The organism is Pacificispira sp. (assembly GCF_965228185.1).
Classification (GTDB): domain Bacteria; phylum Pseudomonadota; class Alphaproteobacteria; order UBA8366; family Aestuariispiraceae; genus Pacificispira.
Genome location: NZ_CBDDHE010000008.1, coordinates 577175 through 599752, shown reverse-complemented (window position 1 = coordinate 599752; position 22578 = coordinate 577175). Strand labels below are relative to the sequence as shown.

The following is a 22578-nucleotide window of genomic DNA, read 5'->3' as shown; positions in this document are numbered from 1 at the left end:
GTACCGGTTCATGTCACATTTCGAAGAGGTTCATTATGCCGCTTTTGTCGCCGCAGTTTCGCATCGGTTTGTCGGCCGCCGCCCTGGTCTTCGCGGCCGCCGCCTTCACCGGTGCCGGTCCCGCAGCGGCGCAGTCCGGCGGTAAGACCGTCGCGACCGTCAACGGCGAAGCCGTGACCGAAGCGGATCTGGTCCGCTTGTTCCGCGAATTGCCGCGCGAGGTTCAGGCCCAGGGCGTGCAGCAGCTTTATCCGTTGTTGCTGGAGGAAGTCATCGGCCGCCGCGTCGTGTCGACGAAGGCGCGCGAAGAGGGCGTCCAGGACCTGCCGGAAATTCAGGAACGCATGCGCCAGGCCGAGAATGAGTTGATCTATCAATATTTCTTGATCAACGAGGCGGAAGCCCGCGTTTCCGACGCCGAGGTTCAGAAGGCCTATGACGATTGGGTCGCGCAGCAGCCGGGCGGCGAGGAAATCAAGACCCGCCACATCCTGGTCGAGACCGAGGAAGAGGCGCGCGATATCATTCAAAAAGTGACCGACGGGACGCCGTTCGCGGATCTGGCCAAGGAAGTTTCCATGGACAGCGGCTCCGCGGCAAAGGGTGGCGATCTGGGCTGGCTCGCGCGCGGCGAAACGGTTGAACCGTTCGAGAATGCGGCCTTCGCGCTGCAGCCGAACACCTTTACCGGCGATCCGGTCCAGTCCCAGTTCGGCTGGCACGTGATCCTGGTGGACGAGCGTCGTGAGATCACGCCGCCTTCCTATGAGGAACTGGCCCCGCGCTTCCGCCAGCAACTGGCGGAACAGCATGTCCGCGCGGTCATCGAAGAAGCCATTCAGGGCGCGCAGGTCGAGCGTTTCGATCTGGACGGCAATCCCTTGCCCGCCCCGCAGTAACGGACGCAACCGAAATCAGGAAACCGCGCCATGGCCGACGCCGTATCGCCCTTCGCCCCCAGTAGCTTTCCCAATCTGCCGGAAATCGCCGGTGTGACCTTGGGCGGCTATGCCGCGGGCGTGAAATACAAGGGCCGCCCTGATCTGTTCATGGCGGAGCTGGCGCCCGGATCGTCGGTCGCCGGGGTGCTGACCACGTCGCTGACCCGATCCTCGGCGGTCGAATGGTGCGCGCAGGTCCTGAAGAAGGGCAAGGCACGCGGCATTCTGGTCAATGCGGGCAACGCCAACGCCTTCACCGGCCGCGCCGGGATGGAAGGAACGGAGCATATGGCGGCCGCGGCGGCCGATGCCATCGGATGCCGCAGGAAGGAAATCCTGATCGCTTCCACCGGGGTGATCGGGCAGAAACTGCCCGCGGACCGGATTACGAAAGCCGTGCCGAAGCTGTATGCCTCGCTGTCGGCCGATGGCTGGCGCAAGGCGTCGCGCGCGATCATGACCACGGACACCTTCCCCAAGGGCGCGTCCGCGACTTGTGAGATCGGCGGCGTGCCCGTCACCATCGCCGGTTTCGCGAAAGGATCGGGCATGATCGCGCCGGACATGGCGACCATGCTGTCCTTCGTGTTCACCGACGCCAACATTCCGCCGGCGATCCTGCAGAAGCTGCTGCGCAAGGCGACGGATAAAAGCTTCAATTGCATCACCGTCGACGGCGACACCTCGACCAGCGACACCCTGCTGCTGGCCGCGACCGGCGCGGCGGGCAATACGGCGCCGAAGAAGTCGTCGGACAAGGCGCTGAAAGGGTTCCGCACGGCGCTGCTGGATGTGCTGACCGATCTGGCGCATCAGGTGGTGAAGGACGGCGAGGGCGCGTCCAAATTCGTCACCATCGACGTGACCGGCGCAGCCTCCGACAAGGCGGCGCGCACGATCGGCCTGTCGATCGCCAATTCGCCGCTGGTGAAGACCGCGATCGCGGGACAGGATGCCAATTGGGGCCGCGTCGTCATGGCCGTTGGCAAGGCCGGAGAGCGGGCCGACCGCGACAGCATGACCGTCTCCATGGGCGGCGTCCTCATCGTCGAGAAGGGCGAAGGCGTCGAAGGCTATGACGAAGCACCGGTGGCCGAACATCTGAAGGGCCGCGAGATCCATATCGAGGTGGATGTCGGCGTCGGACGGGGCAAGGCCCGGGTTTGGACCTGCGATCTGACCCATGCCTATATCGACATCAATGCCGATTACCGAAGCTGAATTCGGCTATCCCCTTCGTTCCGCCCGCCTGTTTCTGCAACCCATCGCCCTCGACGATGCCGGGGATGTGCAGGCGAGCTGTCTGGACTGGGAATCCGTCCGCTATACCTCCAGCATCCCCTATCCCTATCCGGAAAACGGGGCGCAGAAGTTCATAACGGAAGCCCTGGCCAAACGGGACCAGGGGACGTACCGGCTTCTGGCCGCGCGGAAACAGGACGATGCCACCTATGTCGGTCAGTTCGGCCTGACTTTCGCAGAGGACGATCCGGGCCGGGCGGAAATCAGCTATATTGTGACAAGATCGGTCTGGGGCCAGGGCTTCGGTGGGGAACTGGCGCGGGCCGGGATCGACCATGCCTTCCGCGATCTGGGACTGACATCGCTCTATGCGCGGGTTTTTCTTGCCAATGAACCGTCGAACCGTCTGATCCGGAGGTTGGGCATGCGGTTCGAGAAGGTCGTCCGCATCCATGCCCCGGCGCGCGCATGCGATGTCGATGTAAACTGGTATGAATTGGATCGGGCGGATTGGAAGGAAGGCGGCGGATGAGCGGCTGTTGGGACGTCAGCGAGGGATTGTTCGAGGCGGAACGCGACGTGCCGATCCTGCTGGTCGTCGCCGTGGCGCTGATCGACCGCGACGGACGGATCCTGATCGCCAAGCGGCCCGAAGGGAAGAAGATGGCCGGTCTGTGGGAATTTCCCGGCGGCAAGGTCGCCGAGGGCGAAACGCCGGAACGCGCCCTGATCCGCGAATTGCAGGAAGAGCTGGGGATCGACACGCGGGCGAGCTGTCTGGCGCCGATCGGATTCGCCAGCCATGCCTATGACGATTTCCACCTGCTGATGCCGCTCTATGTGTGCCGGGTCTGGCAGGGCAATCCGCAACCGCGCGAAGGTCAAGAGCTCGCCTGGGTCCGGCCGGCGCGGCTGGGCGATTACCCGATGCCCCCGGCGGACGTCCCGCTGGTGGCGCAGCTCCGCGACTGGGTTTAGAGCGGTATGCGTTCAGATGGAATCACCTGAGATCGGCATGGCGGGTTGTCGGTTAGGAGCGTCGGCGCAGGCGATGCGGGGCATCGTCCAGCCGTCGCGACGACACCGGCGGCGCGCCATACCGACCTTCGGCGCCGTCTTCGGCTCCCTGGACCGCGTCGCTGCACGCTTCCGATGCCCCGCATCGCTACGCGCACCGCTCCTAACCAGGAAACCGAAGACAGCGTCTCAGGCGGTTCCATCTGAACGCATACCGCTCTAGCCGTCCGCGGCCACGTCGATGGCGATCTTGCCGACGAAACGCTTTTCCAGGAACGCCTTCTGCGCGTCGACCAGTCTTTCCAGGGGATAAGTTGCGGCGACGGCCGGTTTGATCTCACCGCGTTCGATATAGCCGATAATGTCCGGCAGAATGTTGCGCGGCTGATAGGTCGACCCGAACAGCGTCAGATCGCGCAGATAGAGCGTGCGCACATCCAGTTCGACAATCGGCCCGGCAATCGCGCCGGACGTCACATAGCGGCCGCCGGGCCGGATCGAATCCAGAAGGTCCGGCCAGCGCGGTCCTGCCACCAGATCGACGACGGCGTCGAATTCCTGACCCGGAATGACATCGTCCCGGCCCAGGGTCGCATCGGCGCCCAGCGCGCGGATCGCCTCGGCTTTCTCCGGCGACGTCATGGCGGTGACCGTTGCGCCGCGCCGCTTCGCCAATTGGATCGCCGCCGAACCGACGCCGCCCGCCGCACCGGTGATCAAGACTTTCTGTGCGCCCAGTCCGATCCGCTGCAACATGCCTTCCGCGGTGGTGTAGGCGCAGGGAATGGTGGCCAGTTCCAGATCGGTCCAGTCGGACGACCGCACCGGTTCCGCTTCCGGGGCATCGGCGATGGCATATTCCGCGAAACCGCCGTCGCATTCCGACCCATAGGTCCAACTGCCGTAATCCTTCCCGCCCGCGCCGGTGGTCTGCATGGTGCGGACCAGAACCCGTTCGCCGATCCGCGCAGCGTCGACGCCGTCACCGACGGCCACGATCCGTCCGCAGCAATCGGCCCCCTGAATGCGCGGAAAATGAAGCGGCACCCCGGCCCAGCCGCCATCGGTGTCGACATTGTCGGTAAAACCCGACGCCCCGCCGGTGCCGGTATCCCCGCGCACGGATTTGGAATACCAGCCTATGCGCGTGTTGACGTCGGTATTGTTGACCGAGGATGCGGCGACCCGGATCAGGATTTGGCCCGGCCCGGGACGGGGAACCGGCAGGTCCGTCCTGTATTCCAGCTTGTCGAACCCGCCATGGCCGGTCAGGACCACGCCGCGCATCGTTTCAGGCAGATCTTTCGTCATTGCATCACCCTTTCGGTCAGGATCGTGTCGGCCAGGGAATGGGCCGCATTGGCGGCGCTCTCGGCGCCGCAGGTCGCGCTGGCGGCGACCTGGCCTTCATGCATCACGAACAGCGCATCGGCGATTGCGCCGCGCCGCGCCCCGGACAGTGCCGGTGCGGCGCGCTGGGCGAATTCGGCCAGCACGGCCCGGGTTTCGGCCTTATGGCGCGCGACGGCCGCTTGAATGGCGGCACTGCCGGGATGGGCCGCCAAGGCGCTGAGGAACAGGCAACCGGTCGACGCTTCGTCGGTCATCCAGGCGGCCACCCGCTCGATCATATGATGGATCGGGGCCGGTCCGGGGCCGTCCGGAACGCCTTCCTTCAGGCCTTCGAGATAGCGCTGATGACGATGGTCCAAGGCGCCGACCACCATATCCTCGCGCGACGGGAAATATTTGTAGAGGGTTCGCAGGCTGACGCCCGCCGCCGCGCGGACGGCGTCGACGCCGGGCTCTGCGAAGCCGGAATGGGCGAAGCAGGATTCGAGGCGCGCGGATATTTGCTGTGCGGTGTTTGTCATACCGCACATGTAGAACGATCGTTTTACTTTTGCAAGAGGGCCTGACGTCTATTCCGGCTTTGTCGGATCGCCCGCCCCGACCTCGTCGGTATCCAGGGCGTCGGCCAGCCGCGATTTGGCGCTGCCGGGGCGCAGCGGTTTGGGCTGGGTTTCCGCCGGCCGCCAGCCATGCAGATAGATGATGTCGAACCGGGCGGTCAGCCGTCCGTCCGAGCGTCGGTGCCGCTCCCCATAAAGCTGGGCGGCCCGAAGGAAGACCGCCCTCCGCGTCGGGCGCCGCAACCGGTCCCGCAGGGCATTTGTCTCGCCCATCGCGCGCAGATCGGCCATCAGCCGGAACGGGTCGTCATAGGTGACCTCGATCCGGTCCAGATCGGCGACCGGCAGGGCGAAGCCCGCGCGCTGCAACAGACCCGCCGCGTCCCGCAGATCGACCATCGGCGAAACCCGGGGCGAGACGCCGCCGCTGATTTCTTCCTCCGCATCCATCAGGCAATGGCGCAGCTCCGACAGGGTCTCGCCGCCCAGTACGGCCGATTGGAACAGCCCGTCGGGACGCAGGGCCCGATTCGCCTGGACCAGCGCGCCGGGCAGATCGTTCGCCCAATGCAGGGCCAGATTGGACACGATCAGATCGAAACTGCCCGGGGCGAAGGGCAGCATTTCTTCGTCCGCGACGATGGATGGGCCGCCTTCATGACATTGCGCGGCAAAACCGGTCGCGCGGTCGGCGAAGATCACTTTCCCGGCCTTGCCGGAAGTCAGCAGCGCCCGGCCCAGCGTTCCGTCCCGCGCACCCAGGTCCAAAGCCAAATCGAACCGGCGCGAAACGTCTTCCAGCCTGTCGGTCAAACGTCCTGCGACCTCCTGGAACAGGAAATCATGGTCGCCGCCGCGCCGGGCGCTGCGGTCCCGGCGGTCGCGCAGCAAGGCGCGGTCGAATATCTCGATCTGGTCGATCCCGTCCGTCGGCATTCGGTCCCAATCCGGTGTCACTAACAATTCCCAAGCCCGGGCCAACCTCTTACACTGCCGGCCCGAATTACGAAACAGGGGGCGCGCGTGACCGCCAAATCCATCGACGCCGACAGCCTGCACCGCCAATTGAAGGGCGGGGGCGAAATCGCCCTGATCGACTTGCGCGAGCAGGGTGCCTTTGGACAGCGCCACATTCTGCGCGCCGTCAATCTGCCGCTCAGCCGGTTGGAGTTGGAATACCGGCGGCTGATTCCGCGCCGCGACGTGCCGGTGGTTTTATGCGACGCGGGCGAGGGGCTGGCGGATAAAGCGGCCGACATCCTGTGCTTCGCCGGGTGGACGGATGTTTCGATCCTGACCGGCGGCGTCGATGCCTGGGAAGCGGCCGGTCATATTCTGTTCAGCGGGGTCAATGTCCCGTCCAAGGCCTTCGGGGAGTATGTCGAAGCCCAATTCGGGACGCCCCATATCTCGGCCCGGGATCTGGACGCGATGCAACGCCGGGGCGACAAGCTGGCAATCCTGGACAGCCGCCCCTTCCGGGAATTCCACAACATGTCCATTCCGGGCGGGGTCGATGCGCCGGGGGCCGAACTGGTCCACCGAGTCCGACAAGCCGTCCCCGACGAAGATACGACCATCGTCGTCAACTGCGCCGGACGGACCCGGTCGATCATCGGGGCGCAATCGCTGATCAATGCCGGTGTGCCCAACCGGGTGGTCGCACTGGAAAACGGTACCATGGGGTGGATGCTGGCCGGGCTGGATTGCGCGCGCGGCGCGTCGGATGTGGCGCCTTTCCCCGACGGTCCGGCCGATCAATGGGCGCGCGCGGCGGCGGCGAAGGTCGCCGACCGGTTCGGCGTGCAACGGATCGACTGGGACGGGCTGCAGGCCTGGCTTTCGGAAGGGGACCGTACGACCTTCCAACTGGACGTCCGCACCAAGGAGGAATTCGAGGCCGGACATATCCCGGGTTTCCGGCACGCGCCGGGCGGTCAGTTGGTCCAGGCGACCGACGAATATGTCGGGGTGCAGAATGCCCGGATTGTCTTGGCCGACGATAACGAAGTCCGGGCCATCATGACCGCGTCCTGGCTGATCCAGATGGGGTGGCCGGATGTGGCTGTGCTGGCGGGCGGAATCGGCACACGCGGTTCGGAAGAAGGAATCCCGAAGGACCATGTCTATGAATTGGATCTGATGTCCGTTGCCCGCATCTCGGCCGCCGACGCCATGGCCATGACGGATACGCCGATGGTGAATTTCTCAAAGAGTCTGGCCCATCGGCGCGGCCATCCGAAAGGGGCGCAATTCGCGATCCGGGCCCGGGCGATGCAAGACCTGGCGCCGATCCTGGCGTCGCGGTGGATCGTCTTCACGGCGGACGATCCGCGCATGGCGGTCCTGGCGGCGCAGGATCTGACGCGGGCCGGGGTGCATCGGGTCAAGGTCCTGGACGGCGGCAATGCCGCATGGCGTGCCGCCGGCGGCGAAATGGAAGACGGGATCGGGCAGCCCTATTCGGCGGAAGACGATGTCTTCCACAAGCCCTATGACCTGGAACTGGACCAGGCGGCGATGCAGCGATACCTGGATTGGGAGGTCGCCCTGGTGCCCAAAGTGGCGCAGGAAGGCACCCTGACATGGCCGACATTCGACCCCTGAACGGGACCGTCGCGCCCGATGGGCCCATGGCCCGGCTGCGGCGCGGTGGATCGGCGCTGCTGGACCTGGTCCTGCCACCGCGCTGCGCCGCGTGCGGAGTGCAAACCGGCAGTCATGGCGGCATGTGCATCGCCTGCTGGCGCAAGACGCGTTTCGTCTCCGCGCCGCAATGCGGCCAATGCGGTTATCCGTTCGAACTGGATTTCGGCGTCGGCGCGCGCTGCGGCGCCTGCCTGGCCAATGCGCCGCATTACGACCGGGCCAGGGCGGCCGTCGCCTATGACGATGGGATCGCGAAGATCTTGATCGCATTCAAACATGGTGACCGTACCGATCTGGCCCCCGGCCTGTCGCGCTGGATGATGCGGGCCGGTGCCGATTTGCTGGCGGAAGCGGATGTGATCGCACCGGTGCCGCTGCATCGCCGCCGCCTGTTCGACCGGCGCTATAACCAGTCGGTTCTTCTGGCACGGCCCTTGGCCGCCGCCTATGGCAAGCCGCTTCTGTCCGATGCGCTGATCCGCAAGCGCCATACGCCGATCCAGGGCCATCTGTCTGCGTCGGCGCGGCGGCGGAATGTCGAGGGGGCCTTCCGGACAAATCCGGACCGTAAGGCGGAAATCGACGGCCGGCGTATCCTTCTGATCGACGATGTCATGACCACCGGCGCGACGGTCGATGCGGCCGCAAGGCGCCTGAAAAGGGACGGTGCGGCGGCGGTCGACATTCTGACCTTGGCCCGAGTGGTTCGGGAATCCGCGCCGGTCTGACCCCTCACTCGCGGATCTGATAGGGCAGCGCCAGGATGGTCACCGCCGACAGATCATGCGCGGCCAGGGCCTGAAAGAATCCCGACCCGTCCGTTGCCCGGGCGGCGGTCTCCTGCGCGTCGGCGCCCAGCGGCGGGGCCAGGGTCTCGAATGCTAGGGTCCGGTCCGCCGCGACCAGGATCAGCATTTCGTGATCTTCGGGATTGTCGATGTCGGCCAATTCCAGCGGCGCGGATTGGATCTGCCGGTCCTCGGCCGCAGCCGGAAGGGTGACCGCGTCCCCGGCCATCAGTTCCGGCGCGGCGATCCCGTCTACCGGATAGACCCGGACCACGCGGTTGTCCGCACCCCAGGCGAATATCCCGATACGCGCGGCGCGGTCCGACGAAATGGTCAGGGCGATGGCGTCCCCGGTCTCATAGATGCTCCGGCTCAAGGCGGCGCGGATGTCGGGGCCGCTGTTCCGGCCAACCGGCGCGACCCGGCCGGTCAGGTGAACGGAGATGCGCCCATCCGCTTCCGCCGGCTCCAGGACTTCCAGCACCTCGTCATAGGGCATGCCCAGGCTGAGGGCGCCGCCCAAGGCCTGGGTGGCATCGGCCTCGGTGGCGATCATCCCGACGGCCGGTCCCTGTGTCCCCAATGCTTGCGCGATCAATCGCGCCCGGGCCAGGTTGGTCGCCGCGCGGATCGCCGACTGCCGATCCAGTCTATCGGATGGGACGGCCTGGGCCGAAGCGGAAACAAGACCGTTCGGGGATGCCGATTCCCGAAATTGAGCGGGAATGCTGTCGCGCGCGATATCGACCGAGGCCAGCGCCAATGTCCGGCCGTCATGGTTCAGATCGACGGTCAGCGTCACCCGGCTTTCCCCCGCCGGCCAGATCACGCCGTTCAGCACATAGCCCGGAAACACCGGCAAGGGTTCGTCTTCATAGCCCAGCTGACGGCGCGCCTGCGCGGCGTCGACAAGGTCGCCTTGGCGCAAGGTCATGCGCCGCCCCAGTTCGAACCGCAGCTTGTTCGTCAGCAGGGCGGCGAAATCCGTATGTGTGCCGGTCGTTTGGTCGATGATATGCGCCCGGCCCAAACTGCCGGGCAAGGCGACGGCCGCATTTAACTCGGCGGCGATCCCGGCCATAGCCTGGGCCCAGTCCTGCGCCGGGGCGAGGCTTGCCAACGGGAAATCGCCGCTGCCGCGCCCGACCGTCACCGTTGTTTCGATGTCGACCGCCGAACAGAACAGGCGCACCCGTTCCACACCCGGGGAGGCAGCACATTGGACCTCGACCTCTGCGCGGGCCGCTTCCAACCGGGCTGCATAATCGCCGCAGGTGAAGAACTCTTCGCAGGTCTCATAGACTTGATTCAGGCGTTCGCGGGTCAGGATCGTATGCGCGCCACCAGACGCCTCGAACAATCCGTCCAGAACGGCTTCATACAGGTCCCGTGCGACGCCGGATGTCAGGTTTGAGGTTGTGCCGCGCAAGGGGCGCAGGGCGACCCGGCTGCCGGGTTCCACGGTGGACAGGATATCCTGCGCCAAACCGGCCGCCGTGCCGGTCGCCCCCAGTACCGACTGGGTTCCCGGCACTTGCGCGGTCGCTGTCGTGGCCAGAAGGCCGGCCGCCGCCGCGATCAGAATCGGACCCTTGACCATCATTCCCTCGCCTCCTGAGGCGCCGGAGAGTGGATCGACCGGCACCCGCCGTCAATCGCCCATCGTCAGCGGATCGCCATCCAGGACGCCACCATTCGTCAGAACCGTCGACCCGGTCCGCAATCCGAGATCCGGTAGGGTCGAGATCAACCGACGGGCGACGTCGTCCGCCATGGAATTGGGCAGGTCGGTATCCCCTTCCAGTCGGGCCGCCTCAAAGGCACCGATCACCACACCCAAGGGCGACAGCGGCAGCGACCCGTCCGAACGCACCGTAACATGCCGGGCGCGCCACAACGGTGCGCTGTCTCCGCCATCCGTCAACTGGGCCGCGATCCCGACCGCCTTCCGGCTATAGACCACGGCATAGAGGTCTTCTCCGCCCCAGGGCGCGAAGGTCAGGAAATGCCCGCAGCGGGTCCGGTGCGCGAAATAGGCGCGGTCTTCCGGGACGGTAAGGTCGACCAGAAGGCGGTCCATCAGCGCCCGGCGCTCTGGTCCGCCGATCACACGCGAGAACCGGTCGCGCGCATGCCGGGTCATGGCGGCTTCCAGGACCGGCGCGCCGCCATCGGTGCCTGCCCCCATCGGCAGGATGGTGACGCAGTCGGGCAGCGCCGCGAAATAGGCATCGGACAGGTCCACCTCCGTCGAGCGGTCCAGATCGGGGGGCAGGTCCGCCTGCGCACCATAGGGTCTGGGCCCATCCGGAACACAGGCCGCCGTCAGCAAGGGCAGGATGAGCAGCAGGATGTACCGGGTCATGTCGCCGCCCTGCAGTTCTGGCGTGGCCGCAGGCGGACGCTGCCGGGAATGACGGTGCCGTCACGACGGATATCCGTCACCGCGACTTCGCCGCTGCCCATCGTATAGCGGGCCTCGATCCGCTGACCGCCTCGCAATCCCCCCAGCAGATCGGACAGGCCCCCCAGCAGCATCGCGTCGGCATGGCGCGGAAACAGCCGCACCGGCCTTGCGCTGCCAGGGGACAGGCGGTGATGGCGGTAAATCGGATCCAGTTCCTGCCGTTCGCTGCGGGGCATTTCGCCCTCGACTGCCCGGACGAAGCCGCTGTGTCGTGCCATGTCGGGCGGTTGGGATACACCGGCAGGGGCCGCCGCGCGATACAGCCGCCCGGTCCCGTCCATCAGCACGCTTTCCATCCCGAAACAGGCGGTCAGCGCGGCGTAAAGCGCTTCCCGGCGCGAGCCGTCGGCGGGCCAGGCGATCCGCAGATCCGGCCCCGCATCCTGTTCCAGCAGGCGCAGCAGGGCCCGGCCCTGCCGCAGGGTCTGCGCGGAATCCGGGGCCGTCTCGGAAACGACGATCTCCGTTTCCGATTGCGGGGCTGGCGGGGTGATCGCCTCTTGAGTTTTAGGGGGCGGCGGGTCCTCTTGCCGCGTCTTGGGCGGTTCCGGAACGATCGGTTCGACCGGCCGCAGGATCGCAGGCGGGGCGGCGGCCCTCGTTGGCGCGGTCTCCCGAGGGCGGGGTTTGAGGGGCTCGACGGGGATCGGCTCGGATCGAACCGGTCGCGCCGGTTCGGCGGTGTTCACCGGCGGCGCGGCGGGAGTGGAGACCGCAGGCGGCGCGGGCAGCAGGATCGCGACCGGCATGGAGGACGTCCGGTCGGCGGACGGTTGATCGAGATGCGCTTCCTCGATCTCTTGGGGCTGCGGTTCCAAGGGCGGGGCGGGCGGAATCCGGAAGGCGGAGAGGATCAGCAGGGCCACCGCCGTGCCGCAGAGGATCATGGCGGCGCCGTCCCAGGATGTGGTCTTGGTGCCCATGCCCTCCCCTTCCGTCAGCGGGCGATCCGCTCGATATAGAACAACTCCATATCTTCGATCAGCCGGTCCAATTCCCGCGTGCGCTCGGTCCGGGACATCACTTCCGTTCCTTCCGCCAGCGTCACTTGGGGTGCGGGTGACGGCCCTGGTTCTGGAAGGGCGGTTTCCTGCGGGGCCGGGATTTCCGGCACGGGCAGGGTCGCGACGGGTTCGGCCTCCTCCATTGCCGGCGGCGGGGTGAAGACGGTCTCCTCCGGTGCGCGCGCCTCTATTGCCGGCGGCGGTTCGGCCGGCTCCGGCAGAACCGCGACGTCATGCGCTTCCGGTGTGGCTGCCGGCGCGGCGGCGGTCGTCGGCGCGTTGCGTGGGAATGGGATGTCCAGACGCCCGTCGGACAGGAACAGATATCCCAAAGCGGCCAGAACCACGGTATTGAAGACAAGGAATTTCATCGCGGTCTCCTAAGCGCTCTCGTCAGGATCGGGAAGGTCCGGCGGGGATGCGGCGCTGTCGGTCAGCAGCAGCGCAGCGCGCAGCCCGGCCGAGACGGGCAGGCCGATGACGGAGGTCATGAAGGCCAGGCTGAACTGTTCGGTCAGGTCGGCAATGACCGGCTGCACCGTCTCCGGCGTCAGCTCGGTATGGGCCAGCGTGCCGATCCCCAGACTGATGCCCAACAGGGTGAAGGTCAGCGCCAGGGTCGCGACGGCGGCGGCGGCGTGCAATCCGGCCTCCAGCCAGAAATCGCGGCGCGGATGGTTCTGGACGATCCGGACCCAGGCCCAGAACGCGACCCCGCATAGCAGTCCAAGCAGACCCAGAAAGGCGGTTCCCAGTGTATCCGCCAGCCAATCCAGGATGTCGGCGGCGCCGAGATCCGTCGCCGCCACCCCGGCGGCGAGCGCCAGAACGGCGACGCCAAGCAGCAGCGAACTGCCGCGCAGGGCCGCCGGTCCGGTCGTCATCGCGGGAAGGCGCCGTGTCCCGGCCATCAATAGCGTCTCCCGACCCGCGCGGTCATCAGGCTGTCGGTGGAGATGCCGACCTGCTCCATCCATTGGTCGATCAGGGTGACATTGCGTTCGACCGATGCGTGGACCAGGAAGGTCAGGTCATAGTTCTTGAAGGCGACCCGGACGACGGGCGAGGTGTCGCCGGTCAGGCTGTCGTCGCGGATCGCCATGCGTTCCAGGTCCGTCAGCCGCCGGGTGGCGATTTCCAGCTTGCCCGCGCGGTCGCCCGGCCCCAATGCCGGGTCGATCAGGGTCCGCACGGTCAACGCCCGTTCGCGTTCCAGGTTTTCCAAGGTGTCAGCGGCCAGGGCCGGCAGCGGCGCCATTGCCGCGGCGGTCAAACAGGCCGCCAAAAGGATGCGTTTCACCATAACGGGTCTCCCTTCGCTCAGTTCAGGAACAGGCGCGCGGCGTCGGACAATTCGACCCCCGCCTGATCCGGGTCGATGCCCTGTTCTTCCGCCTGGGCAGTGGCGATCTCGTCATGCAGCGCCATGGCGTCCAGCGCGACCAGCTTTCCCATATAGCCCAGCAGTTCCTCTTCCTGCCCCAACAGGGCCAGCGTGGTGCGGCTGTCCTCCGCCAGGCGCTGCAGATAGGTCTTGCGGTCCATTTCCTCGCCGTCGAAGACCGGCATCCGGTTCATCGGATGGGCGGCGATCTTGGCGGCAAGGGCCTCGATGGCGGCCCGGTTCTCGGCATATTTCTCGGAATAGCGGCTCATCTCCGCGCCGCTGCCGAAGACGTCCATGTCGACATCGCCGATGGCGCTTTCGAACCGCTGGCGCGCCAGGTGCTGGGCCGCAACCAACTCCTGGCGCGCCGGCGTCATCGCCGCCTCTTCGGCGCCGATCCGGTCCAATAGTTTCTCGTAAAGCTTTGCCCGGGTTTCCGCCTCGCGCCGCTGCAGATCGATGCGCGTGCCCAGGGCTTGAACGAAGGCCTGCTTATGGGCCAGCAACTGATGCTTCAGCTCGATCCGCACCTCGCCCTCGGCCATCTCCATGGCGTCCTGCAGTTCAAGGATTGCCTGCTGCGTCGACCCCAACTCGTCCGTGCGGTCGCGGATCGCGGCGGCCAGACCGGAGGATTGGAAATCCCGGTCGATCGACTTCTTCAGATAGACGGTGGGCAGTTTGACCAGCCGTTCGGAGGCCGTCGGCGCCCAGGTTGGGCCATCCGTTGCCGCGAAGGCGGGAAGAGGGCTGAACGAGAGGGCGGTGGCCAGGGCGAAAGGGGCGGCCCCGGCGGTCAATCGGCGCTTGAGGGATCGAAGGCGTTGCATCTCCGGCTCCTCCTCAATTCTGTGCCCAATAGGACACGCGGCGCATTTCCGCCTTCAGGTCCGCACTGACGTTCAGGGTCGAGAACTGACCGAAATCCTTGCCGTCATACCGGCCCAACAGGGCGCCCATCGTGTCGGTGAAGGATGAGCCGTCCGAATAGTAGAGATCCTGCCCGGCAAAGGCGGTTTCGAACCGGTTCAGCGTTTCCCGCGCCTTATCGATGTCGCCGCCCTTGATGTAATTCTGAACGGCAAGCCCGTAAGCGTGCATCCGTTCTTCCGGCGGAAGGGTCGCGGCACCCGCGCCCAGTTTCGCTTCGCAGCTTTCCAACAGACGCGCGCTGGCCAGGTATTTGGCGGTCGCCCGTGTCGCATAGGCCTGTCGGTCGAGCTCGGCCGCATCATCGACGCAGGATCGATATTCCCGCATGGCGGCGATGTCGTCGAAGCGCTGGCTGCGGAAGCCGATCCCCTCGTCGGTCGGCTTCTGATTGTTCAGGGTGCAGGCGCCAAGCGCGGCCACGGCGATCATGGCGAACAGGGCGCGGCGCAGAATGGGGGACGGGTCGGTGCGCATGGGTGACCTCCGATCGGTCGGTTCGGGTTTCTTTCGGAACCGGCTATCGAAGGGGCAGGCGTTTTTTCTGATGGGGTGTTTGCGGCGGGTGGTCGATTCAGTCGCGGGCGGCGACGAAGGCACGCATGTGGAAAGCGGCCTGACCGGCGGCGTAAAGGTCGGGCCCGGCAACCGGACAGGCGCGGCGTGCCCGGCATCCCTGCTCGACGCAATCGCGGCCGTCCTCCGTGAGCAGATGCGCGGCGCAGGCCGGCACGTCATAGCCTTGTCCGGTGAAGGCGCCGACCGGACAGGTGGTCAGGCAGGGTTTGTCAGCGCAGGCGGTGCAGGGGCTGGGCCTTTCGTCCCGCGCCGGCAAAGGTACCGCGTCATGCAGGCAGATCGCCGCGCGATAGGCATGCCACAGGCCGAAATCGGGATGGATCAACATGCCGATGGGGGATGGATGAACCGGTTCCGCCTTCATGGCCCAGCGCTGGAACGGGAAGTAAGGCGGTCCGTCGGACGGATAGACGGCCCAGCCGCCGGCTTTGGCCGCGATCCGGTCCACCTGGCGTTTGGTCCAGGAATCCAGCGCGTTGGGCTCGTCCCGGCGTCCGGCCTCGAAATGCGGCCAGAAGTCCGGCCCGACATTGCCGATCAGGATGACGCTGCGGCAGGTCGTCGGGGCCGCATCCGCCGGGCCGGGGTGAAATCCGCCGCGCGCGGCCAAGCCGACCGCCGCCAGATCCGTCGCGATTCCATCGTAGGTCATGTCGCTGGACCGTCCGGCGGGCCCTTTCCGGGTTCCCAGCCGGGCGGAGCCATTTCGAAGCTTTCGAACTGGAAGGCCGGGGCGACGGTGCAGCCGACCAGGGTCCAATGCCCGACGCTCATAGCCGTCTGCCAATGACCGGCCGGGACGACCAGTTGCGGGCGCTGTCCCGACACCAGATCCGGCCCCAGCCGATGGGACGTGCTGATGCGCCCGTCCGGCGACAGGGTCATGGCCAGCGGCGCCCCGGCATGCCAATGCCAGACTTCATCGGCATCCTTCACCCGGTGCCATGCCGACCGGTCGCCCGCCTCCAGCAGATAATAGATCGCCGTCGAGGCGCCGCGTCCGCCGGTGCCGGGATCGTGGCGGTAGGTTTCGCTGTACCAGCCGCCTTCGGGATGCGGCTGGAGGTTCAGCATCTCGACGATCCGCTGTGCCGTCAGATCGGACATGGCTTATGCTCAGCCCTTGGGTGCCGTCGCCTGCATGGACGGGCGCTGCGAGAATGTCTCGTACCAGGTTGCCAGAGCCGGCGCGTGATGCCGCCATGCCGATTCCGGGAAGCGCAGATCGAGATAGCCCAGCGCCGTTCCGACCGAGATCTGTCCCAGATCCAACGCGCCCTGCAGGCTGTCGATTTCCTGATCCAACAGCTTGCAGCTTTTCTGGATCGCCGACCATTGCCGGTCGATGAACCAGTCCTTCGGCAGCGGCGTATCCAACTTCGCGTCGCGCATGACCTGACTGCGCAGGTTCAGGGCGGCGTCGGTTATGCCCTGACCGATGGCATGTAGGCGCAGCACCCGGTCGCGGTCGGTCCCGGCAGCCGGGATCAAGGGATTGCCCCCGCCCAAGCGGTCCAGATGGTCGCAAATGACAAAGCTGTCGAACAGGCTGGGCCCATCCTCCCGCACCAGACAGGGCACCTTGTTTAGCGGGTTCACCTCGTGGAAGTCGGTCTCGAACGGGTTGAGGCGCTCGATTTCGATCCGGTCAGCCAGGCCCTTTTCATGGGCGGCGACAACGCATTTTCGGGCGTAGGGGGACGTGTCGCTGAACAGCAGTTTCATTCGCATTTTCCTCCAGGGTCGACGGTTCGCTTTAGAAATTGTCCTTGCGGGTCCGGACTTCGGAAAAGACCTCGGCGGCGCTGGCCCCGGTCAGGCCGAGGGCCGCGGCCAGATCCGGGTCGTCCGCCCGCAGGAAAGGATTCGTTGCCTTCTCTTCGCCCAGGCGGGACGGCACGGTCGGTTCGCCCTTCGCGCGGGCTGCGTCGATCCGCGCCGCGCGCTCCTTCAGCGCGCCATTCGCCGAATCGACGGAAAGGGCGAAGCGGGCATTGGCCTGGGTATATTCATGGGCGCAGAACACCCGCGCGCTGTCCGGCAGGGCGCGCAGCTTGCCCAGACTGTGCCACATCTGTGGATGGGTACCTTCAAATACCCGCCCGCAGCCCAACGCGAACAGCGTGTCGCCGCAGAACAGGGCGTCATCCGCGGCGAACCAATAGGCGATATGGCCCCGTGTATGACCCGGTACGTCGAAGACCTGGGCTTCTGCCGAACCGAAGCGATAGACATCGCCGTCGCCGACCTCCGTCTGGATGCCCGGAATCCGATCCCGGTCGGCGCGCGGTCCGACGATGTGGCAGCCCGTCACCGACTGAATTTCGATATTGCCGCCGACATGGTCGCCGTGATGGTGCGTGTTTAGGATATGCGTGATCTTCCAGCCCAGCCGGTCCGCCTCGGCTAGCACGGGCGCGGCGACGGCGGGATCGACGACGGCGGTCGATCCGGTTTCCGTTTCACGGACCAGATAGACGTAATTGTCGTTCAGGACGGGGATTTGGCGGATATCCAGCATGGCTACTCTCCCTGGTTCGGGCGCTACAGTTTCACGGGCCCGGGCGGTTTGGCAAGGGACGCGATCGGCGGATGTGCCGGCCCGTCGTCCCTGATATAGTGCGCGTCATGTGGAGTGACGTCGTCGATTTCAATCGCTTCTACCGAAGCCGTCTCGGCAAGGCCGCGCGCGGGATCGTGCAGGCGGAGATCCGCGCCCATTGGCCGGACGTCAACGGTTGCACCATCGCCGGGATCGGCTATGCGACACCCTATTTGAAACAGTTCGAGGGCGAGGCCAACCGGATCCTGGCGATCATGCCCGCCCATCAAGGCGTGACCCATTGGCCGCGCGGCAAGCCGAACCGGGTTGCGCTGGCCGATGAGACGTCGCTTCCTTTCGACGATCTGTCCATCGACCGGCTGTTGCTGGTGCACGCCTTGGAGAACAGCGAACATCTGCGCGCCATGATGCGCGAATGCTGGCGGGTTCTGTCCGGGCATGGCCGGCTGCTGGCGGTGGTTCCGGCCCGGCGGGGAATTTGGGCGCGCAGCGAACGCACGCCCTTCGGCCATGGCAAGCCCTACAGCAAATATCAGATGGAAAAGCTGCTGAAGGACAGCCTGTTCGAACCCTTGCTGACGACCCGGGCGCTCTACATGCCGCCAAGCGATTGGGACCTGGTATTACGGACCGGGCCGGCGGTGGAACGAATCGGGCGGCGCTGGTGCCCGCGACTGGGGGGCGCCCTGTTCGTCGAGGCGCATAAGCAGGTCTACGCCGCCACGCCCGCGCGGCGCGTCGCCTTCCGACCGCGCCTGGTTCCGGTGTCGGAAATCGGCCCGGCAGTGGCCGGAAGAGGCCGTGCCGAACCGTCTGTGCGGGTGGGTGGCGCGGGCTGAAACGGGCAGCGTTCACAAAGGTTTGCTTTGCGGCCTTTACGGGGTCGCGTTAGGCCTAGTCAGGTGGGGATGTTTGGGAAAGAGCTATGACCATCGCAACGATTATCGAGGGCCATCCGGCACCGCTGAGCGTAGCACCGGACAACACGATCCAGAACGCCGCCGAGATCATGTCCGAACACCGGATCGGCTTTCTGCTGGTTCTGAACGCGGACGGGTCGCTGTTCGGCGTCATTTCGGAACGCGATATTGTCCATGACGTTGCGGTCGGCGGCGGCGACTACGCGAAACGGCCGGTTTCCGGTATTGCCACGACGGCGGTGAAGACCTGTCTGCCGACGGACGATCCGCACGATATCTTCGAGCGTATGACGGCCGGAAAGTTCCGCCACATGCCGGTCGCCCAGGCCGGTGCGATCGTCGGGGTGATCAGCATGTCGGACCTGCTGCGTCATTTCGAGAAGGAGACTTCCCCCGCGGCACGGGCGAAGGCGTTCCAGGCGTTCTTCTCAGGCGATGCGACACCCGGCGGGTGACCGTCTGAGCGGACGGGGGCTCGGCGGCTAATCCGACGGTTTGGTGTCCTGCCAGAGGGACAGGATTCCGTGTGCCTCGTCCTTCGCCTTTTGCAGTATTTCGGGGGCCTTGCCGGTCGGCGTGGTCAATTCGATGACATAGCCGTTCGGGTCGCGGAAATAGATCGATTCGATGAAGTGATGATCCGCGATGCCGCGCGTTTCGATGCCGGCCTGTTTGCCCTTTTCGAACATGGCGACCAGCGTCTCGCGATCCACCTGCAGGGCGATGTGCAGGTCGTAATCATGCTGGTCCTTGAAATCGAAAGGCGATCCGGGGACTTCGAAGAAGGCCAGACAGGACCCGTCCTTCATTTGATAGAAGCTGTGCAGGACCCGCGTGTCCCGCCCGGTCTTGGTTTCGCGTATCTCGAACGCATGGACCAGCGGCAGGCCCAGGAAGCCCTCATAGAAGGCGCGGGTCGCCTCGGAATCGCGGCAGCGATAGGCGTTGTGGTGTAAACCCTGGATCTCGGACATCCTTCCTCCTCCCGGTCTAATTTCAGGACCCGGCCGTCAGCGCGGCTGCATGGCGCGCAGAATCTCCGGATCGATATGCTGCGCGTCGCCGTAATCCTCCACAGCGACGCATTGGAACCGGTCGGATACGCCCAGTTCAAGGGGAAACAGGCCGAATTCTTCCTCCAGCATGATTTCGCTGCCCTCGGCGATGGGGATCCCTGTCCTGCCGAAAACCGGCTGCCCGGTTTCCAACAGCATTTCATAACCTTTGTGCCAAATTCCGGGGTCGACGGAGGCCGGGTTCATGTCGTGGAGCCAACGCCCGGTGAAATCGAGACGCGACATTTCTGCAACCCGGGTCCCGACCAATCGGTAATAGACCTGCAGCGGGCTGCGCGTCACCTCACTAAGGACGATATTCGGCAGAAGCTCCTTTAGATCGGTCGGCGCAAGATCGCCCCGTGTCGGCCAGGTGCCGCCATTGCATTTCATCCGCCAGTATTCCGCGAGCGCGACGACTTTTCGCGAACGGACGAAACTAAAATCGATCGACAGCGCCAAGACTATGCTCCGGTTCAGGTATGCGCCAAGCTAACCAAAGTCTGTCTGAAAATGAAATAGACACGTCGAAAGATAAACTTTAGGTCGAGAGGCAAGGGCGCGCCCATCGGGGGCGGGATCAGGGGCGGCGCAAGGTGACGATCTGATTGCATCTGGCGTTCGACATGGTGATGAAGATCTCGCCGTGGAAGTCATCGCCCCGCCGGTCCAGATCACCGTAGAATAAATGCTGTCCCCAGCCCTGCGGTTTGGCGAAATAGTCCGCGCCGGTTTCAGCCAGGGACAGTTTTATCTGGGCGCTGTGTCCCATATTCGTTGAGACGCGCGTATCCAGTTTCCCGTCCTTCACCGTAACCAGCTCTTCGACGCTCTCGCCCCACCGGCACCATCTTGCTTGCGGGTTCGGGATATCCGTCTCGATGATCAGTTTCCATTCCCCGTCCAGCGGCGCCTGCGGGAGCGCGGCGGGGGCGACCGCTTGCGGCAGCGCGGCGACCTGTGTCTGGGCGTGCCTTGTCAGCGTCAATTCGCCGCTGCAGCCGCCATATCCGGTCAGTTCGTAGGAAAGCTTCATCGCAATCGTATTGCCGGAGGCCTGCCCGATGACCTGAACATCGGTACCGATCCGTCCCTCAATTCTTCCGTCGGGCGCAACGACGGTATCCCAACTTCGCGCATACCCGTTCGGCGATACCAAGGTTCCGGTGAACCTGCCGTTTTGAATCTCGACCCCTGCAATGAGAGTTTCCTCGTCCTTACAGAAGTATGCGAATTTCGTGTATCGATCGCCCCGATCGACATAGCCGCGCACAAATCGGCCCTGCCACGTGCCGTCAAAGCTGTGGCCCGCGGGGGACAGACTGGCAATTTGGGGGTGATAGCCCCGTTGCGCGCGGTCCTGTGCGATGGCGGCGAATACGCCATTGGGGAACTGGGACAGATAGGCCTCATAGTCGGATTTGTTCGGGCTATCCTTGATCGAATCCCAGAACAGCAACTCCGCCTGATTGTTCACGGGGGTAGAGGCGGCGGTGGCGGGAAGGCCGGAATCGACCCGCTTCGCCTCGCCAAGGAAGACGGCATCGGGAGTGCCGCGCCTCGCATCGACCTGGAAGGAGTTCCCGACACGCGTTCCGGTGAAGTAAAAGGCTTCGCTGCCGCTCACGCCGGTAACGTATTTGGTGGCGGCGAAACGGTCGCCGCGCATTTCAGCGTTCAAGGTCAGACTGGTTTGCGCGCCGCGGAGAGTCAGCGTTACGGACTTCCCCATCACTTCGATCGCCATGTCGAATGTCGTATTGCCGCCGCACCAGGTGCCGCCGCCGTAACAGGTCCGCTGTGCCACGAAGGATCCTTCATAGCGCTCCGTTCCGCCCGGCGGCGGCGCGGCGGCGGGGGGCGGCAGCGCGGCGATCTGTTGTGGAGGCGCTTCGGCCCGCTGCGCCAGGCTGTCCAGTTTCACCCGCGCGATTTCGGCATAGACGGTGTCGCCATAGCGATCGACGACCGATTGCAGCAGCACCGGATCGTCGCTGTCCTTTACGGCGTCCCACGCTGACCGGGCCGCGGCTTCGTGTTGGCTGCGAGCAGCCTGTGCCTGGCCGGCTTGCAGCGCGGCGATGCGCTGTTGTGCCAGTGCGGTGAACAATCCGTCCGGATAGGCGTCCAGATATGTTTGGATGGCGGCCGGGTCGTTGCTGGCCGCGACGCCCTTCCAGTACTCGATCTCCGCTGTGTTGTTGGGTACCGGGGCCGGTGCCTGGGGGGCGGCGACGACCGGTTCCGGCGGCCGGTCGATGAAGATGAAGTCGCCGGTCAGGGACGAGCTTTCCCACGGTACCTGACGGTTCCCGGTTCGCTCCATCACATCGACGCGGACCCGCTTGAAGACATGTTCGACCGCCAGGCCCGGTGTCCGGATCGCCTTGGCGAGGGCTGCCGTATAGGGGGAATTGCGCCCGGTACCGTCGGCGGCGACTTCTCCCGGTGCGGTCGAATAGGCCAGCAGCGTGCCATAGGCCGCCTCGATCTTGGCCAGGCCGCCGGAGCCGGACCGGCTGATCGACGGGAAGGGATTGTTGCGGCAGGCATCCAGAACGACCAGGTTGAGACGGTTCCCGGCGGAGCGCAGGCTGGCCATCAAGGTCGATACTTCCAGGGTCGTGATGCGCAGATCCAGCGAGTCCTGGATATTGGCGTCGACCGGGATCAGGTAATTTTCGCCATCCGCCTGGACGGCGTGTCCGGCATAGAAGACCATCCCGACGGTATCTTCACCCGCAGCCTTCAGGTCGCGGCCGAATGCGACCACCGCCCGCTGGAGATCGCGATAGCCGAGATTTTCATGCTGACTGACCTCAAAGCCCGCGCCGCGCAGCGTATCCGCCATCAAGGCCGCGTCGTTGACCGGATTCGCCAACGGGCCGACCGTATAAGCGCCGTTTCCGATTACCAGGGCCAGCCGCCGTTCGGCATGGGATTGCGCCGACCAGGCCGTCGCGCAGATCAGTAATGCGAGCCATCCCACGGCCCTGAACAACCAATGACGCTGAGGTGGCGCGTCCATGACATTCCCCCGCTTTTCCTCCTGAGCCCTCTCACGGTACCGCAATGGCAGGAATATGGAAGTTTTTGCTCGGCGGGCGAAGTCGGAACGGGAAT

The 22578-nt window shown here is 65.4% G+C and carries 26 protein-coding genes; 8 read left to right on the top strand and 18 right to left on the bottom strand.

Features of this window, described 5'->3' with window-relative positions; genetic code table 11:
* Window positions 1–35 precede the first annotated feature (35 nt).
* The 4 genes from ACO06O_RS17600 to mutT are packed head-to-tail and all read left to right on the top strand — an operon-like array spanning window position 36 to window position 3161.
* Window positions 36–899, top strand: coding sequence for a peptidylprolyl isomerase (locus tag ACO06O_RS17600; protein ID WP_421882725.1), 864 nt, complete (start codon window positions 36–38; stop codon window positions 897–899).
* Between the two features lie 30 nt (window positions 900–929).
* Window positions 930–2162, top strand: a complete 1233-nt coding sequence (gene argJ / locus ACO06O_RS17595) for a bifunctional glutamate N-acetyltransferase/amino-acid acetyltransferase ArgJ (RefSeq protein WP_421882721.1) — start codon at window positions 930–932, stop codon at window positions 2160–2162.
* Window positions 2143–2715 (top strand): GNAT family N-acetyltransferase, encoded by a 573-nt coding sequence (locus tag ACO06O_RS17590; RefSeq protein ID WP_421882718.1) that lies wholly within the window; start codon window positions 2143–2145, stop codon window positions 2713–2715. Before argJ ends, ACO06O_RS17590 begins: the two co-directional genes overlap by 20 nt.
* The gene (mutT, locus tag ACO06O_RS17585) at window positions 2712–3161 is read left to right on the top strand and encodes an 8-oxo-dGTP diphosphatase MutT (protein WP_421882715.1); all 450 of its coding nucleotides are present in this window, start codon (window positions 2712–2714) and stop codon (window positions 3159–3161) included. The genes ACO06O_RS17590 and mutT overlap by 4 nt, the downstream gene beginning before the upstream one ends.
* 258 nt (window positions 3162–3419) lie before the next feature.
* Here mutT and ACO06O_RS17580 read toward each other — a convergent pair whose 3' ends face one another.
* Genes ACO06O_RS17580 through ACO06O_RS17570 form a run of 3 tightly spaced genes read right to left on the bottom strand, consistent with a single transcriptional unit; the run spans window position 3420 to window position 6049 of the window.
* Entirely contained in the window at window positions 3420–4511 is a 1092-nt protein-coding gene (locus ACO06O_RS17580; RefSeq protein ID WP_421882713.1) for an alcohol dehydrogenase family protein, read from the bottom strand.
* The gene (locus ACO06O_RS17575) at window positions 4508–5083 is read right to left on the bottom strand and encodes a TetR/AcrR family transcriptional regulator (RefSeq protein WP_421882710.1); all 576 of its coding nucleotides are present in this window, start codon (window positions 5081–5083) and stop codon (window positions 4508–4510) included. The genes ACO06O_RS17580 and ACO06O_RS17575 overlap by 4 nt, the downstream gene beginning before the upstream one ends.
* Before the next feature lie 39 nt (window positions 5084–5122).
* Window positions 5123–6049 carry a methyltransferase domain-containing protein gene (locus tag ACO06O_RS17570; RefSeq protein ID WP_421882707.1) on the bottom strand — a complete coding sequence of 309 codons (927 nt, stop codon included), beginning with the start codon at window positions 6047–6049 and terminating at the stop codon, window positions 5123–5125.
* An 87-nt stretch (window positions 6050–6136) separates the two neighbouring features.
* Between ACO06O_RS17570 and ACO06O_RS17565 the strand changes: the two genes are divergently transcribed.
* Both ACO06O_RS17565 and ACO06O_RS17560 read left to right on the top strand, forming a co-directional pair.
* Window positions 6137–7720, top strand: coding sequence for a rhodanese-like domain-containing protein (locus tag ACO06O_RS17565; protein ID WP_421882705.1), 1584 nt, complete (start codon window positions 6137–6139; stop codon window positions 7718–7720).
* Entirely contained in the window at window positions 7699–8490 is a 792-nt protein-coding gene (locus ACO06O_RS17560) for a double zinc ribbon domain-containing protein (RefSeq protein ID WP_421882702.1), read from the top strand. Before ACO06O_RS17565 ends, ACO06O_RS17560 begins: the two co-directional genes overlap by 22 nt.
* Window positions 8491–8494: 4 nt before the next feature.
* On the opposite strand, the gene ACO06O_RS17555 is transcribed toward ACO06O_RS17560, so the two are convergent.
* The 12 genes from ACO06O_RS17555 to gloB form a co-directional block, all read right to left on the bottom strand.
* Window positions 8495–10153, bottom strand: coding sequence for a hypothetical protein (locus ACO06O_RS17555; RefSeq protein ID WP_421882699.1), 1659 nt, complete (start codon window positions 10151–10153; stop codon window positions 8495–8497).
* Between the two features lie 48 nt (window positions 10154–10201).
* Window positions 10202–10915 carry a hypothetical protein gene (locus tag ACO06O_RS17550; protein WP_421882696.1) on the bottom strand — a complete coding sequence of 238 codons (714 nt, stop codon included), beginning with the start codon at window positions 10913–10915 and terminating at the stop codon, window positions 10202–10204.
* Window positions 10912–11940: a hypothetical protein gene (locus ACO06O_RS17545; RefSeq protein WP_421882693.1), complete on the bottom strand. Its 1029-nt coding sequence runs from the start codon at window positions 11938–11940 to the stop codon at window positions 10912–10914. Before ACO06O_RS17545 ends, ACO06O_RS17550 begins: the two co-directional genes overlap by 4 nt.
* A 14-nt stretch (window positions 11941–11954) precedes the next feature.
* On the bottom strand, window positions 11955–12392 hold the full coding sequence (locus ACO06O_RS17540; RefSeq protein WP_421882690.1) for a hypothetical protein: 438 nt from the start codon (window positions 12390–12392) through the stop codon (window positions 11955–11957).
* A gap of 9 nt (window positions 12393–12401) precedes the next feature.
* Window positions 12402–12932 carry a hypothetical protein gene (locus tag ACO06O_RS17535; protein ID WP_421882687.1) on the bottom strand — a complete coding sequence of 177 codons (531 nt, stop codon included), beginning with the start codon at window positions 12930–12932 and terminating at the stop codon, window positions 12402–12404.
* Window positions 12932–13324: a hypothetical protein gene (locus tag ACO06O_RS17530; RefSeq protein ID WP_421882684.1), complete on the bottom strand. Its 393-nt coding sequence runs from the start codon at window positions 13322–13324 to the stop codon at window positions 12932–12934. The genes ACO06O_RS17535 and ACO06O_RS17530 overlap by 1 nt, the downstream gene beginning before the upstream one ends.
* Window positions 13325–13341: 17 nt before the next feature.
* On the bottom strand, window positions 13342–14238 hold the full coding sequence (locus ACO06O_RS17525; protein WP_421882682.1) for a hypothetical protein: 897 nt from the start codon (window positions 14236–14238) through the stop codon (window positions 13342–13344).
* A gap of 13 nt (window positions 14239–14251) precedes the next feature.
* The gene (locus ACO06O_RS17520; RefSeq protein ID WP_421882680.1) at window positions 14252–14815 is read right to left on the bottom strand and encodes a hypothetical protein; all 564 of its coding nucleotides are present in this window, start codon (window positions 14813–14815) and stop codon (window positions 14252–14254) included.
* 97 nt (window positions 14816–14912) lie between these two features.
* Entirely contained in the window at window positions 14913–15569 is a 657-nt protein-coding gene (locus ACO06O_RS17515; RefSeq protein WP_421882677.1) for a ferredoxin, read from the bottom strand.
* Complete coding sequence (locus ACO06O_RS17510) at window positions 15566–16024, bottom strand: cupin domain-containing protein (RefSeq protein WP_421882674.1); 459 nt, start codon at window positions 16022–16024, stop codon at window positions 15566–15568. The genes ACO06O_RS17515 and ACO06O_RS17510 overlap by 4 nt, the downstream gene beginning before the upstream one ends.
* Before the next feature lie 9 nt (window positions 16025–16033).
* Window positions 16034–16642 (bottom strand): glutathione S-transferase family protein, encoded by a 609-nt coding sequence (locus ACO06O_RS17505; RefSeq protein WP_421882671.1) that lies wholly within the window; start codon window positions 16640–16642, stop codon window positions 16034–16036.
* A 31-nt stretch (window positions 16643–16673) separates the two neighbouring features.
* Window positions 16674–17438 carry a hydroxyacylglutathione hydrolase gene (gene gloB, locus ACO06O_RS17500; RefSeq protein WP_421882668.1) on the bottom strand — a complete coding sequence of 255 codons (765 nt, stop codon included), beginning with the start codon at window positions 17436–17438 and terminating at the stop codon, window positions 16674–16676.
* 107 nt (window positions 17439–17545) lie between these two features.
* Between gloB and ACO06O_RS17495 the strand changes: the two genes are divergently transcribed.
* Together ACO06O_RS17495 and ACO06O_RS17490 are read left to right on the top strand one after the other, a co-directional pair.
* Window positions 17546–18319, top strand: coding sequence for a class I SAM-dependent methyltransferase (locus tag ACO06O_RS17495; RefSeq protein ID WP_421882666.1), 774 nt, complete (start codon window positions 17546–17548; stop codon window positions 18317–18319).
* A gap of 86 nt (window positions 18320–18405) precedes the next feature.
* A complete protein-coding gene (locus ACO06O_RS17490) occupies window positions 18406–18855 on the top strand; it encodes a CBS domain-containing protein (RefSeq protein ID WP_421882663.1) in 450 nt (149 codons plus the stop codon).
* A gap of 27 nt (window positions 18856–18882) precedes the next feature.
* Here ACO06O_RS17490 and ACO06O_RS17485 read toward each other — a convergent pair whose 3' ends face one another.
* From ACO06O_RS17485 to ACO06O_RS17475, 3 genes are all read right to left on the bottom strand, one after another.
* Window positions 18883–19374 carry a VOC family protein gene (locus ACO06O_RS17485; protein ID WP_421882660.1) on the bottom strand — a complete coding sequence of 164 codons (492 nt, stop codon included), beginning with the start codon at window positions 19372–19374 and terminating at the stop codon, window positions 18883–18885.
* A gap of 36 nt (window positions 19375–19410) precedes the next feature.
* Window positions 19411–19917, bottom strand: a complete 507-nt coding sequence (locus tag ACO06O_RS17480; RefSeq protein WP_421882658.1) for a PAS domain-containing protein — start codon at window positions 19915–19917, stop codon at window positions 19411–19413.
* A gap of 118 nt (window positions 19918–20035) precedes the next feature.
* Complete coding sequence (locus ACO06O_RS17475; RefSeq protein WP_421882655.1) at window positions 20036–22483, bottom strand: caspase family protein; 2448 nt, start codon at window positions 22481–22483, stop codon at window positions 20036–20038.
* Window positions 22484–22578: the final 95 nt, after the last annotated feature.

Excerpts from the sequence above, each read along its gene's own strand:
- ACO06O_RS17570 (WP_421882707.1), bottom strand. The coding sequence starts at position 6,049 with ATGCCGACGGACGGGATCGACCAGATCGAGATATTCGACCGCGCCTTG.
- ACO06O_RS17505 (WP_421882671.1), bottom strand. The coding sequence starts at position 16,642 with ATGAAACTGCTGTTCAGCGACACGTCCCCCTACGCCCGAAAATGCGTT.
- ACO06O_RS17495 (WP_421882666.1), top strand. The coding sequence starts at position 17,546 with ATGTGGAGTGACGTCGTCGATTTCAATCGCTTCTACCGAAGCCGTCTC.
- ACO06O_RS17555 (WP_421882699.1), bottom strand. The coding sequence starts at position 10,153 with ATGATGGTCAAGGGTCCGATTCTGATCGCGGCGGCGGCCGGCCTTCTG.
- mutT (WP_421882715.1), top strand. The coding sequence starts at position 2,712 with ATGAGCGGCTGTTGGGACGTCAGCGAGGGATTGTTCGAGGCGGAACGC.
- ACO06O_RS17530 (WP_421882684.1), bottom strand. The coding sequence starts at position 13,324 with ATGGTGAAACGCATCCTTTTGGCGGCCTGTTTGACCGCCGCGGCAATG.
- ACO06O_RS17520 (WP_421882680.1), bottom strand. The coding sequence starts at position 14,815 with ATGCGCACCGACCCGTCCCCCATTCTGCGCCGCGCCCTGTTCGCCATG.
- gloB (WP_421882668.1), bottom strand. The coding sequence starts at position 17,438 with ATGCTGGATATCCGCCAAATCCCCGTCCTGAACGACAATTACGTCTAT.
- ACO06O_RS17590 (WP_421882718.1), top strand. The coding sequence starts at position 2,143 with ATGCCGATTACCGAAGCTGAATTCGGCTATCCCCTTCGTTCCGCCCGC.
- ACO06O_RS17540 (WP_421882690.1), bottom strand. The coding sequence starts at position 12,392 with ATGAAATTCCTTGTCTTCAATACCGTGGTTCTGGCCGCTTTGGGATAT.
- ACO06O_RS17575 (WP_421882710.1), bottom strand. The coding sequence starts at position 5,083 with ATGTGCGGTATGACAAACACCGCACAGCAAATATCCGCGCGCCTCGAA.
- ACO06O_RS17485 (WP_421882660.1), bottom strand. The coding sequence starts at position 19,374 with ATGTCCGAGATCCAGGGTTTACACCACAACGCCTATCGCTGCCGCGAT.
- ACO06O_RS17510 (WP_421882674.1), bottom strand. The coding sequence starts at position 16,024 with ATGTCCGATCTGACGGCACAGCGGATCGTCGAGATGCTGAACCTCCAG.
- ACO06O_RS17535 (WP_421882687.1), bottom strand. The coding sequence starts at position 12,932 with ATGGCCGGGACACGGCGCCTTCCCGCGATGACGACCGGACCGGCGGCC.
- ACO06O_RS17515 (WP_421882677.1), bottom strand. The coding sequence starts at position 15,569 with ATGACCTACGATGGAATCGCGACGGATCTGGCGGCGGTCGGCTTGGCC.
- ACO06O_RS17475 (WP_421882655.1), bottom strand. The coding sequence starts at position 22,483 with ATGGACGCGCCACCTCAGCGTCATTGGTTGTTCAGGGCCGTGGGATGG.
- ACO06O_RS17545 (WP_421882693.1), bottom strand. The coding sequence starts at position 11,940 with ATGGGCACCAAGACCACATCCTGGGACGGCGCCGCCATGATCCTCTGC.
- ACO06O_RS17580 (WP_421882713.1), bottom strand. The coding sequence starts at position 4,511 with ATGACGAAAGATCTGCCTGAAACGATGCGCGGCGTGGTCCTGACCGGC.
- ACO06O_RS17560 (WP_421882702.1), top strand. The coding sequence starts at position 7,699 with ATGGCCGACATTCGACCCCTGAACGGGACCGTCGCGCCCGATGGGCCC.
- argJ (WP_421882721.1), top strand. The coding sequence starts at position 930 with ATGGCCGACGCCGTATCGCCCTTCGCCCCCAGTAGCTTTCCCAATCTG.
- ACO06O_RS17550 (WP_421882696.1), bottom strand. The coding sequence starts at position 10,915 with ATGACCCGGTACATCCTGCTGCTCATCCTGCCCTTGCTGACGGCGGCC.
- ACO06O_RS17525 (WP_421882682.1), bottom strand. The coding sequence starts at position 14,238 with ATGCAACGCCTTCGATCCCTCAAGCGCCGATTGACCGCCGGGGCCGCC.
- ACO06O_RS17490 (WP_421882663.1), top strand. The coding sequence starts at position 18,406 with ATGACCATCGCAACGATTATCGAGGGCCATCCGGCACCGCTGAGCGTA.
- ACO06O_RS17600 (WP_421882725.1), top strand. The coding sequence starts at position 36 with ATGCCGCTTTTGTCGCCGCAGTTTCGCATCGGTTTGTCGGCCGCCGCC.